The sequence below is a fragment of the Pseudomonas sp. REST10 genome, assembly GCF_029542605.1.
In the GTDB taxonomy this organism is placed as follows: domain Bacteria; phylum Pseudomonadota; class Gammaproteobacteria; order Pseudomonadales; family Pseudomonadaceae; genus Aquipseudomonas; species Aquipseudomonas khazarica.
Genome location: NZ_CP035677.1, coordinates 4,731,568 through 4,749,832 on the forward strand (window position 1 = coordinate 4,731,568; position 18,265 = coordinate 4,749,832).

General features: G+C 62.9%; 15 protein-coding genes. 9 read left to right on the forward strand and 6 right to left on the reverse strand.

The window, feature by feature from the left end:
* Positions 1-68: 68 nt before the first annotated feature.
* Positions 69-1,322: a serine hydroxymethyltransferase gene (gene glyA / locus EWH21_RS22350; RefSeq protein WP_134676433.1), complete on the reverse strand. Its 1,254-nt coding sequence runs from the start codon at positions 1,320-1,322 to the stop codon at positions 69-71.
* 690 nt (positions 1,323-2,012) lie between these two features.
* Positions 2,013-2,312 (reverse strand): hypothetical protein, encoded by a 300-nt coding sequence (locus tag EWH21_RS22355; protein WP_037056501.1) that lies wholly within the window; start codon positions 2,310-2,312, stop codon positions 2,013-2,015.
* 236 nt (positions 2,313-2,548) lie between these two features.
* Between EWH21_RS22355 and EWH21_RS22360 the strand changes: the two genes are divergently transcribed.
* The 3 genes from EWH21_RS22360 (at position 2,549) to EWH21_RS22370 (ending at position 5,479) form a co-directional block, all read left to right on the forward strand.
* Positions 2,549-3,589: a low specificity L-threonine aldolase gene (locus EWH21_RS22360; protein ID WP_175252707.1), complete on the forward strand. Its 1,041-nt coding sequence runs from the start codon at positions 2,549-2,551 to the stop codon at positions 3,587-3,589.
* A gap of 230 nt (positions 3,590-3,819) precedes the next feature.
* Positions 3,820-4,968, forward strand: coding sequence for a PAAR domain-containing protein (locus EWH21_RS22365; RefSeq protein ID WP_152489798.1), 1,149 nt, complete (start codon positions 3,820-3,822; stop codon positions 4,966-4,968).
* On the forward strand, positions 4,946-5,479 hold the full coding sequence (locus EWH21_RS22370) for a hypothetical protein (protein ID WP_256663020.1): 534 nt from the start codon (positions 4,946-4,948) through the stop codon (positions 5,477-5,479). The genes EWH21_RS22365 and EWH21_RS22370 overlap by 23 nt, the downstream gene beginning before the upstream one ends.
* Before the next feature lie 45 nt (positions 5,480-5,524).
* On the opposite strand, the gene gbcB is transcribed toward EWH21_RS22370, so the two are convergent.
* Positions 5,525-6,628: a glycine-betaine demethylase subunit GbcB gene (gene gbcB / locus EWH21_RS22375; protein ID WP_152489799.1), complete on the reverse strand. Its 1,104-nt coding sequence runs from the start codon at positions 6,626-6,628 to the stop codon at positions 5,525-5,527.
* Positions 6,629-6,942: 314 nt separating this feature from the next.
* Between gbcB and gbcA the strand changes: the two genes are divergently transcribed.
* Positions 6,943-8,235, forward strand: a complete 1,293-nt coding sequence (gene gbcA / locus EWH21_RS22380) for a glycine-betaine demethylase subunit GbcA (RefSeq protein WP_277699362.1) — start codon at positions 6,943-6,945, stop codon at positions 8,233-8,235.
* A 231-nt stretch (positions 8,236-8,466) separates the two neighbouring features.
* Here the strand turns inward: gbcA and typA are convergent, their stop codons facing one another.
* Positions 8,467-10,287, reverse strand: coding sequence for a translational GTPase TypA (gene typA, locus EWH21_RS22385; protein WP_047585814.1), 1,821 nt, complete (start codon positions 10,285-10,287; stop codon positions 8,467-8,469).
* Positions 10,288-10,413: 126 nt separating this feature from the next.
* Complete coding sequence (gene thiI, locus EWH21_RS22390; RefSeq protein WP_175252706.1) at positions 10,414-11,868, reverse strand: tRNA uracil 4-sulfurtransferase ThiI; 1,455 nt, start codon at positions 11,866-11,868, stop codon at positions 10,414-10,416.
* A gap of 329 nt (positions 11,869-12,197) precedes the next feature.
* Here thiI and glnA point away from each other — a divergent pair, with 329 nt between their 5' ends.
* The 5 genes from glnA to ntrC all read left to right on the forward strand — a co-directional run bounded on the left by glnA (position 12,198) and on the right by ntrC (position 17,671).
* Complete coding sequence (gene glnA, locus EWH21_RS22395; RefSeq protein WP_037056518.1) at positions 12,198-13,604, forward strand: glutamate--ammonia ligase; 1,407 nt, start codon at positions 12,198-12,200, stop codon at positions 13,602-13,604.
* Positions 13,605-13,797: 193 nt separating this feature from the next.
* On the forward strand, positions 13,798-14,334 hold the full coding sequence (locus EWH21_RS22400) for a DUF4124 domain-containing protein (RefSeq protein WP_277699363.1): 537 nt from the start codon (positions 13,798-13,800) through the stop codon (positions 14,332-14,334).
* A gap of 14 nt (positions 14,335-14,348) precedes the next feature.
* Positions 14,349-14,966, forward strand: a complete 618-nt coding sequence (locus EWH21_RS22405) for a DUF4124 domain-containing protein (RefSeq protein ID WP_134676521.1) — start codon at positions 14,349-14,351, stop codon at positions 14,964-14,966.
* A gap of 186 nt (positions 14,967-15,152) precedes the next feature.
* Complete coding sequence (gene glnL / locus EWH21_RS22410; protein WP_277699364.1) at positions 15,153-16,241, forward strand: nitrogen regulation protein NR(II); 1,089 nt, start codon at positions 15,153-15,155, stop codon at positions 16,239-16,241.
* On the forward strand, positions 16,238-17,671 hold the full coding sequence (ntrC, locus tag EWH21_RS22415) for a nitrogen regulation protein NR(I) (RefSeq protein ID WP_037056525.1): 1,434 nt from the start codon (positions 16,238-16,240) through the stop codon (positions 17,669-17,671). Before glnL ends, ntrC begins: the two co-directional genes overlap by 4 nt.
* A 139-nt stretch (positions 17,672-17,810) precedes the next feature.
* Here the strand turns inward: ntrC and EWH21_RS22420 are convergent, their stop codons facing one another.
* Positions 17,811-18,209 carry a TM2 domain-containing protein gene (locus EWH21_RS22420; protein WP_037056528.1) on the reverse strand — a complete coding sequence of 133 codons (399 nt, stop codon included), beginning with the start codon at positions 18,207-18,209 and terminating at the stop codon, positions 17,811-17,813.
* Positions 18,210-18,265: the final 56 nt, after the last annotated feature.

Below are 18,265 nucleotides of genomic sequence, written 5' to 3' on the forward strand. Positions count from 1 at the left end.
GAAGTGGATCGCGCCTCATCGATCCACCGATAGCGGGCGGAAGGAAACAGCGCCTTCCACCCTGCGAATTACCGATACACCGGATAATCCGCGCACAGTGCGGCCACCTGCTTGGCGACCTGCGCCTCGACGTCGGCATCGCCGAGGTGGTCGAGGATGTCGCAGATCCAGCCCGCCAGCGCCTGGCACTGCGCGACCTTGAAGCCACGGGTGGTCACCGCCGGCGTGCCGATACGGATGCCGGAAGTGACGAACGGCGACTGCGGGTCGTTCGGCACGGCGTTCTTGTTCACGGTGATGCCGGCACGACCCAGGGCCGCATCGGCCTCCTTGCCGGTCAGCCCCTGCTTGATCAGGCTGAGCAGGAACAGGTGGTTGTCGGTACCGCCGGAGACCACCTCGTAGCCACGCTCGACGAACACTTCGGCCATGGCCTGGGCATTGTCGATCACCTGCTGCTGGTAGGCCTTGAAGCTCGGCTCCATGGCTTCCTTGAAGCACACCGCCTTGGCCGCGATGACGTGCATCAGCGGGCCACCCTGGGCACCGGGGAACACGGCGGAGTTGAGCTTCTTCTCGATCTCTTCGTTGGCCTTGGCCAGGATCAGGCCGCCACGCGGGCCGCGCAGGGTCTTGTGCGTGGTGGTGGTGACCACGTCGGCGAACGGAATCGGATTCGGGTACAGGCCGGCGGCCACCAGGCCGGCGACGTGGGCCATGTCGACGAACAGCAGGGCACCCACCTTGTCGGCGATGGCGCGAAAGCGCGGGAAGTCGAGGGTCTTGGAGTAGGCAGAGAAGCCGGCCACGATGATCTTCGGCTTGTGCTCCACGGCCAGGCGCTCGACCTCGTCGTAGTCGATCAGGCCGGTGGCCGGGTTCAGGCCGTACTGCACCGCGTTGTACAGCTTGCCCGAGGACGACACCTTGGCGCCGTGGGTCAGGTGACCGCCATGGGCCAGGCTCATGCCCAGGATGGTGTCACCGGCATTCAGCAGCGCCAGATAGACGGCGCTGTTGGCCGAGGAACCGGAGTGCGGCTGGACGTTGGCGTAATCGGCGCCGAACAGTTCCTTGGCACGGTCGATGGCGAGCTGCTCGACCTTGTCGACGTACTCGCAGCCACCGTAGTAGCGCTTGCCCGGATAGCCTTCGGCGTACTTGTTGGTCAGGCCGCTGCCCTGCGCCTCCATGACACGCTGGCTGCAGTAGTTCTCCGAGGCGATCAGCTCGATGTGCTCTTCCTGACGGCGCTCTTCCTGATTGATGGCGGCGAGCAACGCGTCGTCGTAACCCTGGATCTGGTCCTGTTTGCTGAACATCTCGATTCTCCTGCGCGCCTGCTGGCGGCGGTCTTGGTCGGGGGGCCGGCAGGCCCATTTGCAGCGATGGTAGGGCCGGCCCTGCCCCCTCAAATGCCTGCCAACGCCGCGAGAGCATTCGTTTGCGACATGCCTCTGTCGCAAACGGAAGCGCCACCCGGGCGGCGCCTCTTGCGCACAGAAAACGGGGATCGTTCGGTGGATAAGCGGTGCACAAGCGGGCGCAGGGCCGATGCCACGCGGGCTCCCGGAACCAGGTCATTTCCCGAGCAATATCAATAAGTTAATAACCAGAGACATACACAGAAGCGGTGGAACAGCCTGTGGAAAAGCTGTCCATACCAGGCCAGGGGCCGCGCAGGGCCTGACGTACGCTGAACTGATCGATATCCACCCAGGGCTGCGCGCGGACTGAGTTGTCCACCTGCGACCGGGACGACAAGGGGAGGAACGCTGGGGATATGCACAGATTATGTGGATGAAGCTGTGCATAGACTGTTCGGTTAACGGCCCAGGCCAGTGCTGGCGGGGCTTACCGAGGCAAGAGCAAAAATCGAGCAGGATCAATAAGATAGCATCTGCTCGTGCACAAATACTGTGAGCAGTGCTGTGGGCTGTCTGTGGAAAACCGGCGCCAGGCCAGAGCCGATGCGGCTCCGGCGCAAGCGTGTGCTATTTGCTCAATGCGACTCAAGGCTTGAGCTTGCCGCTGCAGCTGCTGGATGCATTCACCAGACGCTGCTGCATGGCCTGATCGGGCGGCGACTGACGGCTCATGGCTTGCAGCTCGGCCTCGCTGAATTCCTGACTGACCTTGGTCGCGGCGCAGTCGCAATACGCTCGCAGCTGTGGCTCCTCATAGCCTGCCGGAGCACCAGCGATACACTGCTGAACGAACTCGGTCTTGGCATTGTCGGACCACTCGGCGGCGGAGGCGGGTACGGCCACGACCAGTGGCAGCGCGATGGCGAGCAGGTGACGATAGGTCATATGAAACTCCTTCTCTTGATTGCGGAAGACGGGCCAGATGCCGCCCTCTGTAGTGGGAACACCATCCGCCGACACGAGTTCCCTCCCTGCGGCGAACGGTCATTCAGGATCCGACCCGGCAGTACGCATCGACACAACAAGTCGTCGCCGCCACGGACGTCCATCCCACCAGCCACGGAGTAAAGTGGTGGCTTTGCCGGCACCCTCGCCGGCTGCAACTCAGAAGGAACGCGCCAATGCCCGACAATGCCCAGCAATTCGCCAGCGACAACTATTCCGGCATCTGTCCCGAAGCCTGGGCAGCCATGGCCGAAGCCAACCTGGGCCACCAGCGCGCCTACGGTGATGACGAGTGGACGGCGCGCGCCGCCGATCACTTCCGCCGCCTGTTCGAGACCGACTGCGAGGTGTTCTTCGCCTTCAACGGCACAGCGGCCAACTCCCTGGCCCTGGCCTCGCTGTGCCAGAGCTACCACAGCGTGATCTGCTCGGAGACCGCGCACGTCGAGACCGACGAATGCGGCGCTCCGGAGTTCTTCTCCAACGGCTCCAAGCTACTGCTGGCCCGGACCGACAACGGCAAGCTGACCCCGCAGGCGATTCGCGACGTGGCACTCAAGCGCCAGGACATCCACTACCCGAAACCGCGCGTGGTGACCCTCACCCAGGCCACCGAGGTCGGCACCGTTTACCGTCCCGAAGAGGTCCGCGCCATCAGCCAGACCTGCGAGGAACTCGGCCTGCACCTGCACATGGACGGTGCCCGCTTCTCCAACGCCTGCGCCTTCCTCGGCTGCAGCCCGGCGGAGCTGACCTGGAAGGCCGGCGTCGATGTGCTGTGCTTCGGCGGCACCAAGAACGGCATGGCCGTGGGCGAAGCCATCATCTTCTTCGACAAGGCCCTCGCCGAGGACTTCGACTACCGCTGCAAGCAGGCTGGCCAGCTGGCCTCGAAGATGCGCTACCTGTCGGCTCCCTGGGTCGGCATCCTGCAGGACGACGCCTGGCTGAAGTACGCCAACCACGCCAACCACTGCGCGCAACTGCTGGCCACGCTGGTCGCCGACGTACCGGGCGTCAGCCTGATGTTCCCGGTGGAGGCCAACGGTGTGTTCCTGCAGCTGTCGGAACCCGCCATCGCCGCCCTGACCGCCCGCGGCTGGCGCTTCTACACCTTCATCGGCGCCGGCGGCGCACGCTTCATGTGCAGCTGGGATACCGACGAAGCCCGCGTGCGCCAGCTGGCCGCCGATATCCGCGAAGTGATGGGTGCCTGAGCAATCTGCCCTGGCTGAGCATGGCAGCGGCGCAACGCGCCCTTCCATGCAGCCGAGCGGCCTGACCCGGGATGGTCGCTGCGTCACCTAAGCCTCGACTATTCCCTCGAATAGCGACACACGTCATGGAATGAGACCGATCACTCGGGGAACTATCAACCATGTAAAGACACCAAAAACACAGGCCGCCGGATCCAGGCCTGTCGGATACCATTGCAGGAAGCAAAGACATGTCCAAACCCGCAGCTCGCCAAAGTGACCAAGATGCTTGCCCCCTGCCGGGACACGCCGTCAACCCAACCGTCACCGGCTCCCCCGATGTTCTGATCAATGGCCTACCAACACTACGAATAGGCGATAACAGTGCTTGCGGCGATACCGTGGCCGAAGGCATGAGCAGTATTCTGGTCAATGGATTACCGATCGCCTTTCTCGGCAGCTCTACCAGTCACGGCGGCAGCATCATTACCGGCTCGGGAGATGTAGTAGTCGGGAACCAGCACGCGTCTGCCCCTTTCACCGCACCTACCTCCCTGCCGAGCGCCTTCAGTTGCCAGCTACAACTCTTGGCTAGCAACGGGCAGGCGTATTCGTGCTTGCCGTACAGGGTAACCCTGGCAGATGGCTCAATTCAGAAAGGAATTACAGATACATCCGGCACGACCCAGGCAATACGGACCTTCACGCAGATGGCTATCACCAACGTAGAGCTGCTGCCACCGACGGCCGCATCGAACTGCTGCGGCCGCCATGTACAGACTCAGGCAAGCGGTATATCGATCCCGTTGAGTGGAGTGCAAACAACGCAAAACGCCGGAACGAAAACAGCGCCTATACCGGTGAACAAGAGCGACAGGTTCAGAATGCTGACCAGTGGCGAACTCGCCATGGCGCAAAGCCTGTTCAAAGACTCGGTTGACTACACCAAGATAAAAATCCACAGCGAAGAATATCTGCCGTTCGGTCTACAACCGGACAATACGGCGATGACCCCAAATGGTGAGATGTACTTCAATCCGGATTACTACAAGGAAGACTTCTCCCTTCTCCCCAATGATCAACACTGGTTCATGCATGAGATGGTGCATGTATGGCAATACCAACTCGGGTATTGGGTCAGACTACATGGCCTGCTGCTGCACCCCGGCACGCTTTGGGGGCTTCTTGGCGATCCCTACCAGTACGAACTTAAGCCTGGCGACAAGCTGCAGGACTTCAACATGGAGCAACAGGGCGACATCATCGCCGACTACTATTGCTGGTCGACCAACAACGCCACGAGGAGTGCCAGTGGCAGGCGAGTGCCCAGCATAGACGCTTACAAGAACGTTCTCGGCGATTTTCTGAGCAATCCAAATGACCGCAAACTGCTTCCGTAGCGTTTTACTGCCAATCCTGGCCCTCGTCTGCGTGTGTGACGGCTATGCGATGTCTCGACACCATGATGGTGACGCACGTGCCTGGATACGTGACGAGGCGCTGTGCATCGGAGCCAGTGAAACCTATGAAGTGCCTGGCTTCTTTTCTCGCAACGCTCGCCTCGACCAGAATCAGGTGGAGCTGTATGCAGTACAGGTCAATCGACCGTCAGCGCAGGCATGGGAAGCCAGCCTGCCACCCGGCACCACGAGTTCCACCGTGCAGCTACGCCCCGACACCTGCATCGAGTATGGCCAGCCTGTTGCCTCCTTCGAGACCAGGGTCCCACCTCGTGCGCTTGAGCCGGGCATCTATGAGGTTCTGCTACAGGCTGGCGATCAGAAGCGTCGACGAGCGTGGTTCTACAAGCGCTTCTGCTTGGTCGGTAGCGCCGGCAACTGGTCGGTGAGGGATGCCGAACGCCTGGAGGGCACGCATGAGTGGCGTTGCAGCCCACCGCAGACACCATGACGCAGAGCCACTGAAACCCGATGCGCCATGCCGCCGGCAGCTGCGTCAGTAATCGATCGCCACGTCGCCCTTCGGCACGCTGCAGCAGGACAGGATGTAGCCCTCGGCGACGTCTTCGTCGGTGATGCCGCCATTGTGCTCCATCTCCACCTCGCCGGAGGTTTTCATGACCTTGCAGGTGCCGCAGATCCCCATGCCGCAGGCCTTGGGAATGTGCAGGCCGAGCTTGGCCGCCGCCGCATGCACGGTTTCCCCCGGTGCCACCCGGATGCTCTTGCCGGTACTGGAGAACTCCACCTGATTGAGCTCGCCGACCGGCACTTCCGGCGCATCGGCCGCCTCGGCGGCCAGTTCCTTGACCTCGGCGCGAATCTCCGGCGGCGTCGGCCCGAACGCTTCCTCGTGGTAGCGGCTCATGTCGTAACCCGCCGCCTCCAGCAGGCGCTTGACCGCGCCCATGTAGGGGGTCGGGCCGCAGCAGAAGATTTCCCGCTCCAGGTAGTCCGGCGCCATCAGCTCCAGCATCGCCTTGTTCAGGTAGCCGCGATAGCCCGCCCAGGACTCGCCCAGGCCATGCTTCTCGCAAATCACATGCAGGCTGAAGTTGTTGATGCGAGCGGCCATGTGCTCCAGCTCGCGCTGGTAGATGATGTCCTTCGGCGAGCGCGCGCTGTGCACGAACACCATGTCGACATTGGCGTTGGTGTCGTAGAACCAGCGCGCCATCGACATCACCGGAGTGATGCCGACCCCACCGGACAGGAACAGCACCTTGTCCGCCGGGAAGTCGATGGCGTTGAACAGCCCCACCGGGCCGTGCACCGGCACCTCGTCGCCTTCCTTGAGGTTGTCGTGCAGCCAGTTGGAAACCCGGCCGCCCGGCACCCGCTTGATGGTGATGGAGAAGCTGTAGGGCACCGACGGTGAACTGGAAATGGTGTAGGAGCGCATGATCGGCTGCCCCTCGATCTCCAGTTCCAGGGTGACGAACTGCCCGGGCTTGAAGAAGAACAGCACCGGCTGATCGGCCATGAAGCAGAAGGTGCGCACATCCCAGGTTTCCTGAATGACCTTGACGCAGCGCACCACGTGGCGGCCATTGGTCCAGGTCTGGGTAGTTACCGGATTGAGGAAGGCGTTGGCGGTCATGAACGACTCTCCACACGGCCGGACATCGGCCTAATTGCAGCGGATTGTGCGAAAGGCTGGCGGACGTCATTTATCCACCAGCGACATCCGCATGCTTATCGCGACCTGCCCCATTGCACGGGGCTTGGCGCGTCGGAAACGCATCCGGCCATGTCGCCCATGGATAAGGATTCAGCGCGGGCCGGATCCACACTCCGCCTCACCAAGCATGCGTGCCCTTAGCAGGCAGCAGCGACCGCTCGACACCTTGCGGCACATACCGTAACAGCCACTATTTCCGGCAGGTGCCAGGCACCCGCCAATGAGGAGTCATCATGGACTGCACCCAAAACCTGAGCCTGGGCGACCCGCTGGAGCCCGTCCGCAAGGCGACCGCACAGATGCTCAACGAGCGCGATCACAGCTTCTCGCTGCCGCAGCCCTTCTACAACGACGAGCGCCTGTTCCAGGTCGACATGCAGGAGATCTTCCACAAGGAATGGCTGATCGCCGGCATGACCAGCGAAATCCCGACCAAGGGCAACTTCCTCACCCTGCAGATCGGTGACAACCCGGTCATCGTCCTGCGCGGCAATGACGGCCAGGTGCACGCCTTCCACAACGTCTGCCGCCATCGCGGCTCGCGCCTGTGCGTCAGCGACAAGGGCAAGGTCGCCAAGCTGGTCTGCCCCTACCACCAGTGGACCTACGAACTGGACGGCCGCCTGCTGTTCGCCGGCACCGAGATGGGCGAAGGCTTCAACCTTGCCGACTACAGCCTCAAGCCGGTCGCCTGCAAGACCGCCGGCGGCTACATCTTCATCTCCCTGGCGGAAAACCCGCCAGCCATCGACGAGTTCCTCGCGACCCTGACGCACTACATGGAACCCTACGACATGGAGAACACCAAGGTGGCCGTGCAGACCACCCTGATGGAGAAGGCCAACTGGAAGCTGGTGCTCGAGAACAACCGCGAGTGCTACCACTGCAACGGCTCGCACCCCGAACTGCTCAACACCCTGCTGGAGTGGGACGACGTCACCGATCCGCGCGCCAGCCAGGCGTTCAAGGATCAGGTCGCCGAGTGCACCACCCGCTGGGACAAGGACAACATCCCCTACGCTCACGCCAGCTTCGGCCTGCGCAACCGCATCGTGCGCATGCCGCTGCTCAAGGGCACCGTCTCCATGACCATGGATGGCAAGCAGGGCTGCAAGAAGCTGATGGGCCGCATCACCGACCCGGACCTCGGCTCGATGCGCATCCTGCACCTGCCGCATTCGTGGAACCACTGCATGGGCGATCACATGATCGTCTTCACCGTGTGGCCGATCAGCGCCCAGGAAACCATGGTCACCACCAAGTGGCTGGTGCACAAGGATGCCGTGGAAGGCGTCGACTATGACGTCGCCCGCCTGCGCCAGGTATGGGACGCCACCAACGACCAGGACCGTCGCCTGGCCGAGGAAAACCAGCGCGGCATCAACTCCACCGCCTACCAGCCCGGCCCCTACTCGAAGACCTACGAGTTCGGCGTGATCAACTTCATCAACTGGTACAGCGAGCGCATGCTCAACAACCTCGGCGACACCCCGGCACAGTCGCTGCGCCAGGTGGCGGGCGAGTGATGACGCTCAGCCTGCTGCTGTTGATCGGACTGACGGCCTACGGGCTGCTGGCCTGTCGACCGCAGCGCGGCTGAGGCAGATACGCAAAACCCCGGCTCCGCAAGGAGGCCGGGGTTTTCTTTTGCCGCATGGAGCGCGATGCCCGATGAGCGCCACACAATGAAAAACCCCGCCAGATCGCTCTGACGGGGCTTTCCCTTGCAACTTGCAGCGTGCTGCTGATAGCTGCCGTTAGACCTTGGCGCGTTCGAAGCGCTTGCGGTCGTTCTCGTTCAGGTACTTCTTGCGCAGACGGATCGACTTCGGCGTCACTTCCACCAGCTCGTCGTCGGCGATGAATTCCAGCGCCTGCTCGAGGGTGAACTTGATCGGCGGCACCAGAGCGATGACTTCGTCCTTGCCGGAAGCGCGCATGTTGTCGAGCTTCTTGCCCTTGGTGGGGTTGATCACCAGGTCGTTGTCACGGCTGTTGATACCGGCCAGCTGGCCTTCGTAGATTTCCTGGCCCGGCTCGAGGAACAGCTTGCCGCGCGCCTGCAGGGTTTCCAGCGAGTAGGTCAGCGCGGTGCCGGTGGCCATGGAGACCAGTACACCGTTCTGACGGTTGGACACTTCACCGGCCTTGATCGCGCCATAGTGACTGAAGGTCGAGGTCAGGATGCCGCTGCCCGAGGTCAGGGTCAGGAAGTTGTTACGGAAGCCGATCAGGCCACGTGCCGGGATGGTGTACTCCAGGCGGATACGACCCTTGCCGTCGGGGATCATGTTGGTCAGATCGCCCTTGCGCAGGCCCATCTGCTCCATCACCGAACCCTGATGCTGCTCTTCGATGTCGATGGTGACGTTCTCGTACGGCTCCTGCTTGTCGCCGGCCTCGTTCTCGATGATCACCACTTCCGGACGGCCAACGGCCAGTTCGAAGCCTTCACGGCGCATGGTTTCGATCAGTACCGACAGGTGCAGCTCGCCACGGCCGGAGACCTTGAACTTCTCAGGAGTCTCGCCCGGCTCGACACGCAGCGCCACGTTGTGCAGCAGCTCCTTGTCCAGACGGTCCTTGATGTTGCGGCTGGTGACGAACTTGCCTTCCTTGCCGGCGAACGGCGAGTCGTTGACCTGGAAGGTCATGCTCACGGTCGGCTGGTCGACGGTCAGCGGCGGCAGGGCCTCGACGTTGTTCTGGTCGCACAGGGTGTCGGAGATGAACAGCTCGTCCATGCCCGATACGCAGACGATGTCGCCCGCAGTGGCTTCCTGCACTTCGACGCGCTGCAGACCGGAGTGACCCATGATCTTCAGGATGCGGCCGTTGCGCTTCTTGCCGTCGGCGCCGATGGCGGTCACCGGGCTGTTGGCCTTGACGGTGCCGCGGGCGATGCGGCCGATACCGATCACGCCGAGGAAGCTGTTGTAGTCCAGCTGGGAGATCTGCATCTGGAACGGACCAGTGGCATCGACGACCGGTGCCGGCACGTGGTCGACGATGGCCTGGAACAGGGCGTCCATGTTGTCGTCCATGTTCTCGTGATCCATGCCGGCGATGCCGTTCAGGGCCGAGGCGTAAACGATGGGGAAGTCCAGCTGCTCGTCGGTGGCGCCGAGGTTGTCGAACAGGTCGAAGATCTGGTCGATGACCCAGTCAGGACGCGCGCCCGGACGGTCGATCTTGTTGACCACGACGATCGGACGCAGGCCGGCCTTGAATGCCTTCTGGGTCACGAAGCGGGTCTGCGGCATCGGGCCGTCCTGGGCGTCGACCACCAGCAGCACGGAGTCGACCATGCTCATCACACGCTCCACTTCACCGCCGAAGTCGGCGTGTCCGGGGGTGTCGACGATGTTGATGTTGTAGTCGCCCCACTTCAGTGCGGTGTTCTTCGCCAGAATGGTGATGCCGCGCTCTTTCTCCTGGTCGTTGGAGTCCATCACGCGCTCGTTTTCCGCTTCTTTGCGGTCGAGGGTGCCGGACAGACGCAGCAGTTTGTCGACGAGGGTGGTTTTGCCATGGTCGACGTGGGCGATGATGGCGATGTTGCGCAGATTTTCGATCACTGTGTGTATCTCGATCAGAGGATTCGGTGTGTCGCCCAGCCTGGACGACGAATATGAAGAAAAGGGGATCAGCGCCCGAGGTCGGGAGGGCGATGGCGGATACTTCCGCCATTGAGCCCCGGCGTTCTATGCCGGACGATAAACGCGCACATTGGCATGCCCCTCGCTCAGCAGGTGGTGGGCATGCAGGCGACTCATCACGCCCTTGTCGCAATACAGCAGGTACTGGCGATTCTCATCCAGTTCCTTGAATTTGTTGTTCAGTGCATAGAAGGGCAGCGCCTGCACTTCGACGCCGGGCACCTCGAGCGGCTCGTCTTCGGCGGCATCGGGATGGCGGATGTCGATGACGATCTGTCCGGCCAGCGCCTCGGAAACGGTCTCGACCTGCACATCCTTGCCCAGCTCGTCGATCACCCGATCGATCGGCAGCTGGGTCGCGCGCTCCAGGGCACGCTCGAGAATGGCCATGTCGAACTGCGCTTCTTCCTTCTCCACGCGGTAACCACGGGCCTTGGTGGTCGGGTTTACCGAGATCACCCCGCAGTACTCGGGCATGTTCTTGGCAAACTCGGCGGTGCCGATCTGCGTGGCGGTATCGATGATGTCCTGCTTGTGGCTGGCGATCAGCGGGCGCATCACCAGCATGTCGGTGGCCGAGTCGATCACCGCCAGGTTGGTCAGCGTCTGGCTGGACACCTGACTGATCGCCTCGCCGGTCACCAGCGCCTCGATATCCAGGCGCTCGGCCACGCGGGTCGCGGCACGCAGCATCATGCGCTTGAGGATCACGCCCATCTGGCTGTTGTCGACCTTGGAGAGAATCTCGCCGACCACCTCTTCGAACGGCACGCTGATGAACAGCACGCGCTGCGAGCGGCCGAACTTCTGCCAGATATAGTGCGCAACCTCCATCACGCCCAGCTCATGGGCACGACCGCCGAGATTGAAGAAGCAGAAGTGGCTGACCAGGCCGCGGCGCATCATCTGATAAGCCGCCACGGTGGAGTCGAAGCCGCCACTCATCAGCACCAGGGTCTGCTCCAGCGAGCCCAGCGGATACCCGCCCAGGCCTTCGTGACGATGGTGCACCACGAACAGGCGCTGGTCGCGGATCTCCATGCGCACTTCGACTTCCGGCTTCTTCAGGTCGATACCGGCAGCAGCGCACTCCTGACGCAGTCGGCTGCCGACATGGCGTTCGACATCGATGGAGCTGAACGCATGCTTGCCGCCGCGCTTGCAACGCACGGCGAAGATCTTGCCCGGCAGCTGGTCGGCGTAGTGGCGCTTGCAGTGCTCGGTGATCTCGTCGAGGTCACCCAGTGGGTACTCGTTGACTTCGAGGAACAGACCAATGCCCGGCGTGTTGCGCAGGCGTTCGGTCATCTCGGCGAGCAGGCGCGGATCGTCCAGGTCGGTCTCGACCTCCAGGTTGTCCCACACACCGGTCACCCGCAGTGCGGGGTCGAGGTCGCGCAGCACGGCACGGATGTTCTTCCCCAACTGGCGGATGAACTGCTTGCGCACCGGGCGACTCTTGATGGTGATTTCAGGGAAAACTTTGACGATCAGTTTCATGGATAAGGCGCCCGCTCGAGGCGACGAAAAAACAGGGGCGCGGATTATAGCGGAAATTGCTCAAGCTTTGACCAAAAATACTGCAACGAACACGCGGCGCACCAAAAGCGGGCATAGCCATAATTTGCAGCCCCATATCAGTGCAAATATCTCCAGGGAAAATCCGCGCAGCCGGCGCCATGCCTGAGTTTCCAGGCTTCTGCCCAATACAGGGCACTGGCATGCAATTTGCTCCCTTGTGAGGCAGGTCGCCCTGACGGACTATCCCGCCGGGCTTCACCGTACATTCGAGGCTCATAGATAGGAGCCTTTTCCACCTGGAGGACAACATGTCTAAGGCTGTTCAACTGATCAAAGAACACGACGTGAAGTGGGTAGACCTGCGCTTCACCGACACCAAGGGCAAGCAGCACCACGTGACCATGCCGGCCCGTGACGCCCTGGACGAAGATTTCTTCGAGCACGGCAAGATGTTCGACGGCTCGTCCATCCATGGCTGGAAAGGCATCGAAGCCTCCGACATGATCCTGATGCCGGTCGACGAGACCGCCGTACTGGATCCGTTCACCGAAGAACCGACCCTGATCCTGGTCTGCGACATCATCGAGCCGAGCACCATGCAGGGCTATGACCGCGACCCGCGTTCCATCGCCAAGCGCGCCGAAGAGTTCCTGAAGTCCACCGGCATCGGCGACACCGTATTCGTCGGCCCGGAGCCCGAGTTCTTCATCTTCGACGAAGTCAAGTTCAAGTCCGACATCTCCGGCTCGATGTTCAAGATCTACTCCGAGCAAGGTTCCTGGATGACCGACGGCGACGTCGAAGGCGGCAACAAGGGTCACCGCCCGGCCGTCAAGGGCGGTTACTTCCCGGTTCCGCCGTGCGACCACGACCACGAAATCCGTACCGCCATGTGCAACGCCATGGAAGAGATGGGCCTGGTCGTCGAAGTGCACCACCACGAAGTGGCCACTGCCGGTCAGAACGAAATCGGCGTGAAGTTCAACACCCTGGTCAACAAGGCTGACGAAGTTCAGACCCTGAAGTACTGCGTGCACAACGTGGCCGACGCCTACGGCAAGACCGCGACCTTCATGCCGAAGCCGCTGTACGGCGACAACGGCTCGGGCATGCACGTGCACATGTCGATCTCCAAGGACGGCAAGAACACCTTCTCCGGTGAAGGCTATGCCGGCCTGTCCGAGACCGCCCTGTACTTCATCGGCGGCATCATCAAGCACGGTAAGGCCCTGAACGGCTTCACCAACCCGTCGACCAACTCCTACAAGCGTCTGGTTCCGGGCTTCGAAGCACCGGTCATGCTGGCCTACTCGGCTCGCAACCGCTCCGCCTCGATCCGTATCCCGTACGTCGCCAGCCCGAAAGCCCGCCGCATCGAAGCGCGCTTCCCGGACCCGGCTGCCAACCCGTACCTGGCCTTCGCCGCTCTGCTGATGGCCGGTCTGGACGGCATCCAGAACAAGATCCACCCGGGCGATGCCGCTGACAAGAACCTCTACGATCTGCCGCCGGAAGAAGGCAAGCTGATCCCGCAGGTTTGCGGCAGCCTGAAAGAAGCCCTGGAAGAGCTGGACAAGGGCCGCGCGTTCCTGACCAAGGGCGGCGTGTTCTCCGACGACTTCATCGATGCCTACATCGAGCTGAAGAGCGAAGAAGAAATCAAGGTACGTACCTTCGTACACCCGCTGGAATACGACCTGTACTACAGCGTCTAAGCCAGTGCCGCGCCGCCTTCGGGCGGCGCGTTCGAAAGCCCCGCCCGGCCCTGCCAGGCGGGGCTTTTTTCATTTCAGGGGCAGACGCGGCGCAGCTGATTTAGGGCCGGGCATCACAGCCACGACGCCCTGCGCTTGCCAGGAATCCTCAGCAGTGCAAGGCTTAGCGCATCATCCGCGGAAGGATCGGCCCATGCGCCCGTTACTCGCCTGCCTGTTGCTCGCCCTGGCCCTGCCGGCCAGCGCGCAGATCTACAAATACACCGACGCCAACGGCAACACGGTGTTCACCAATCAGCCACCGGAAGGCACGCCCAGCGAGAGCGTCACCCTGCCGCGCACCAACACGGTCGACATGAAGACGCCGAACGTCCCGGCCGACCAGAAGCACGACAGCGACACCAGCCAGAGCGCAGCGCCCTACTCCGTGCTGAGCCTGCAGGGCATTCCTGACGAAGAGGCGATGCGCGCCAACAACGGCACTTTCATCGTCAGCGTGAACATCCAGCCACGCCTGCAAGCCGGCCACCGCCTGCGCCTCATCCTCGACGGCGAGCCCTACGGCCAGGCGAGCAATGTCCCGAGCCTGCAACTGACCAACGTCGACCGTGGCGAGCACAGCCTGGCCGTCGCGGTGATGGCCGGTGATCGCATCGTCCAGCAGAGCGCGACGGAGACCTTCACCGTGCAGCGCATCAGCGTCAACAGCCCGGCTCGTGGCGCGCCGTGAAGCACCCCATCACCATGCGTACGCTGTTGCTCGGCCTGCTGCTCATGACCCAGACCGCCCTGGCCCAGGTGTACACCTACATCGACGCCGAGGGTAACCGCGTGTTCACGGACAAACCGCGCAGCAGCAGCGCCGAACGGGTGATCCTCGCCCCGTCCAACAGCGCGCAGCTCAACGCGCCGGCACCGACCGTGCGCGTGGCCCCGGCGCCCGCCGTTACTAAACCGGTCATGCACTATCAGGTCCTGCGCATCCTCGTCCCCGAGCCCGACGCCTCGATTCACAATGGCTCCGGCGACATGATCGTCACCCTTACCAGCGAACCCGGCCTGCTGCCAGGGCACAGCTATCGCCTGCTGCTCGATGGCGAGCTGCAGGGCGAGGCGAGCCGCAGCCCGGTATTCTCGCTGCAGCACGTCGACCGAGGCACCCATCAGCTGGCCGCGGAAATCATCGACGCCGCCGGGCTCATCGTCGAGCGCACACCGCCACAGCCGTTCCACATGCACCGGATGAGCCTGGCGCAGAAGCGCAAGGTCAACCCCTGCAAGAAGAACGACTACGGCGTACGTCCCGAGTGCCCGCTCAAGGACAAACCCAAGGAAGACGTGAGCATCCTGCCCTTCTTCTGACAGAGCGCACCTTTATGGTGCGCACTGACGCACCACCTCCTAAACTCTCCCTGTTTTGGGTCGTTTTTCCCCGCCCAGCCGCGCCGCCACACAACCAAAACCTGGCAGACCGCACAAAAAATGCGTCTTTTCGGGGCCTTGGTTTGCTTCTTGCATTTTCCTGCCCATTGCCGGAACGCGCTGCCTATGACCATCAACGACGCACTGCACCGCCTGCTACTCGACAACCTGACCACCGCCACCCTGTTGCTCAACAGCCAGCTGTGCCTTGAGTACATGAACCCGGCGGCGGAAATGCTCCTGGCCGTGAGCGGCCAGCGCAGCCATGGTCAGTTCATCAGCGACCTGTTCACCGAATCGCCTGAAGCGCTGACTTCGCTGCGCCAGGCGGTGGAACAGGCGCATCCGTTCAACAAGCGCGAAGCCGTGCTGACCTCGGCCACCGGCCAGACGCTGACCGTGGACTACGCGGTGACCCCGCTGTTCAGCAAGGGCGAAACCCTGCTGCTGCTGGAGGTGCACCCACGCGACCGCCTGTTGCGCATCACCAAGGAAGAGGCGCAGCTGTCCAAGCAGGAGACCACCAAGCTGCTGGTACGCGGCCTGGCTCACGAGATCAAGAACCCGCTCGGCGGCATTCGCGGCGCGGCTCAGTTGCTCTCGCGCGAACTGCCCAACGAAGACCTCAAGGACTACACCAACGTCATCATCGAGGAGGCCGACCGCCTGCGTAACCTGGTCGACCGCATGCTCGGCTCGAACAAGCTGCCGTCGCTGGCGATGACCAACGTGCATGAGGTGCTGGAGCGCGTCGCCAACCTGATCGAGGCGGAAAGCCAGGGCGGCATCACCCTGGTGCGCGACTATGACCCGAGCATTCCCGACCTGCTCATCGATCGTGAGCAGATGATCCAGGCCGTGCTCAACATCGTGCGCAACGCCATGCAGGCGATCGCCGGGCAGAAGCACGACATGGGACTTGGGCGCATCAGCCTGCGCACCCGCACCCTGCGCCAGTTCACCATCGGCCACACCCGCCACCGCCTGGTGGTCAAGGTGGAGATCATCGACAACGGCCCCGGCATCCCGCCGGAGCTGCAGGAAACCATCTTCTATCCCATGGTCAGTGGCCGCGCCGACGGCACCGGCCTGGGCCTGGCCATCACCCAGAACATCATCAGCCAGCATCAAGGCCTGATCGAATGCGAGAGCTATCCCGGCCACACCGTATTCTCGATCTTCCTGCCGCTGGAACAAGGAGCGCCCACGCCATGAGCCGCAGTGAAACCGTCTGGATTGTCGACGACGATCGTTCCATCCGCTGGGTACTGGAAAAGGCCCTGCAACAGGAAGGCATGACCACCCAGAGTTTCGACAGTGCCGACGGTGTCCTCGCCCGCCTGACCCGCCAGCAGCCGGACGTGATCATCTCCGACATCCGTATGCCCGGCGCCAGTGGCCTCGACCTGCTGGCGCGCATTCGCGAGCTGTATCCACGCCTGCCGGTGATCATCATGACCGCGCACTCCGACCTGGACAGCGCAGTGGCCAGCTACCAAGGCGGCGCCTTCGAGTACCTGCCCAAGCCGTTCGACGTCGACGAGGCCGTGTCGCTGGTCAAGCGTGCCTTCCAGCATGCCCAGGAACAGCAGAGCCTGGCCGCCCCCGCCGCCCAGGCGCGCACGCCCGAGATCATCGGCGAGGCGCCGGCGATGCAGGAGGTGTTCCGCGCCATTGGCCGGCTGTCCCACTCCAACATCACCGTGCTGATCAACGGCGAGTCCGGGACCGGCAAGGAGCTGGTCGCACATGCCCTGCACCGCCACAGCCCGCGTGCCGCAGCGCCCTTCATCGCCCTGAACATGGCGGCGATCCCCAAGGACCTGATGGAGTCCGAGCTGTTCGGCCACGAGAAAGGCGCCTTCACCGGCGCGGCCAACCAGCGCCGCGGACGCTTCGAGCAGGCCGACGGCGGCACCCTGTTCCTCGACGAGATCGGCGACATGCCGGCCGACACCCAGACGCGCCTGTTGCGCGTACTGGCCGATGGCGAGTTCTACCGCGTCGGCGGCCACACCCCGGTGAAGGTGGACGTGCGCATCATCGCCGCCACCCACCAGAACCTGGAAACCCTGGTGCAGGCCGGCAAGTTCCGTGAAGACCTGTTCCACCGCCTCAACGTCATTCGCATCCACATCCCGCGTCTGGCCGACCGCCGCGAGGACATCCCGACCCTGGCCAACCACTTCCTCGCCCGCGCCGCGCAGGAACTGGCAGTGGAGCCCAAGCTGCTCAAGAGCGAAACCGAGGACTACCTCAAGCACCTGCCCTGGCCGGGCAACGTGCGCCAGCTGGAGAACACCTGCCGCTGGATCACGGTGATGGCCTCGGGCCGTGAGGTGCATGTCGACGACCTGCCGCCGGAGCTGCTGACCCAACCGCAGGATGCCGCGCCCGTCACCAACTGGGAGCAGGCGCTGCGCCTGTGGGCCGACCAGGCCCTGGCCCGTGGCCAGTCCAACCTGCTCGACACCGCGGTACCGGCCTTCGAGCGCATCATGATCGAGACAGCCCTCAAGCACACCGCCGGCCGCCGTCGGGATGCCGCACTGCTGCTGGGCTGGGGTCGCAACACCCTGACTCGCAAGATCAAGGAGCTGGGCATGAAGGTCGACGGCGGGGACGACGACGACAGCGACGACTGATCCCGCCGCGTCACGAAAAAAGGGCATCCCACAGGATGCCCTTTTCATTTCCCCGGATTGCATCCGGGCTACGGAACCGTCTCCCCTCTGACGCTTGCTTGAGAGGGAGCAGACCGTGCATAGCGCCGGCCTCTGCCGCTCAAGCGCGCTGCGCGTTCTTCAGCGAAACCTGCGTGTTCAGCGTCCAGAAATCGTAGAGCACGCCGATCAGGAACAGACCGCCGGTGAACAGGTAGATGATCCCGGTGATCCACTTGCCCTGGTACATGCGATGCACGCCGAACACACCGAGGAAGGTCAGCAGGATCCAGGCCACGTTGTAGTCGGTGTCGCCGGCGGTGAAGCGCAGGTCGGCCTCGCGGTCCATCGAGGGGATCAGGAACAGGTCGATGATCCAGCCGATGAAGAACAGGCCGAGGGTGAAGAACCAGATGGTGCCGGTGACCGGCTTGCCGTAGTAGAAACGGTGCGAACCGAGGAAACCGAAGATCCACAGCAGGTAGCCGATCAGCTTGCTGTGCGTGTCCTGTCGTTGCATGACGAACTCCTTGTGCGAGATACGATTCAGACGCTGCGCGCCAGGCGAAGGTTGCA

What these genes read in the sequence shown, in the direction of transcription:
- glyA (WP_134676433.1), bottom strand. Translation starts at nt 1,322, where the DNA reads ATGTTCAGCAAACAGGACCAGATCCAGGGTTACGACGACGCGTTGCTC.
- EWH21_RS22355 (WP_037056501.1), bottom strand. Translation starts at nt 2,312, where the DNA reads ATGACCTATCGTCACCTGCTCGCCATCGCGCTGCCACTGGTCGTGGCC.
- EWH21_RS22360 (WP_175252707.1), top strand. Translation starts at nt 2,549, where the DNA reads ATGCCCGACAATGCCCAGCAATTCGCCAGCGACAACTATTCCGGCATC.
- EWH21_RS22365 (WP_152489798.1), top strand. Translation starts at nt 3,820, where the DNA reads ATGTCCAAACCCGCAGCTCGCCAAAGTGACCAAGATGCTTGCCCCCTG.
- EWH21_RS22370 (WP_256663020.1), top strand. Translation starts at nt 4,946, where the DNA reads ATGACCGCAAACTGCTTCCGTAGCGTTTTACTGCCAATCCTGGCCCTC.
- gbcB (WP_152489799.1), bottom strand. Translation starts at nt 6,628, where the DNA reads ATGACCGCCAACGCCTTCCTCAATCCGGTAACTACCCAGACCTGGACC.
- gbcA (WP_277699362.1), top strand. Translation starts at nt 6,943, where the DNA reads ATGGACTGCACCCAAAACCTGAGCCTGGGCGACCCGCTGGAGCCCGTC.
- thiI (WP_175252706.1), bottom strand. Translation starts at nt 11,868, where the DNA reads ATGAAACTGATCGTCAAAGTTTTCCCTGAAATCACCATCAAGAGTCGC.
- glnA (WP_037056518.1), top strand. Translation starts at nt 12,198, where the DNA reads ATGTCTAAGGCTGTTCAACTGATCAAAGAACACGACGTGAAGTGGGTA.
- EWH21_RS22400 (WP_277699363.1), top strand. Translation starts at nt 13,798, where the DNA reads ATGCGCCCGTTACTCGCCTGCCTGTTGCTCGCCCTGGCCCTGCCGGCC.
- EWH21_RS22405 (WP_134676521.1), top strand. Translation starts at nt 14,349, where the DNA reads ATGCGTACGCTGTTGCTCGGCCTGCTGCTCATGACCCAGACCGCCCTG.
- glnL (WP_277699364.1), top strand. Translation starts at nt 15,153, where the DNA reads ATGACCATCAACGACGCACTGCACCGCCTGCTACTCGACAACCTGACC.
- ntrC (WP_037056525.1), top strand. Translation starts at nt 16,238, where the DNA reads ATGAGCCGCAGTGAAACCGTCTGGATTGTCGACGACGATCGTTCCATC.
- EWH21_RS22420 (WP_037056528.1), bottom strand. Translation starts at nt 18,209, where the DNA reads ATGCAACGACAGGACACGCACAGCAAGCTGATCGGCTACCTGCTGTGG.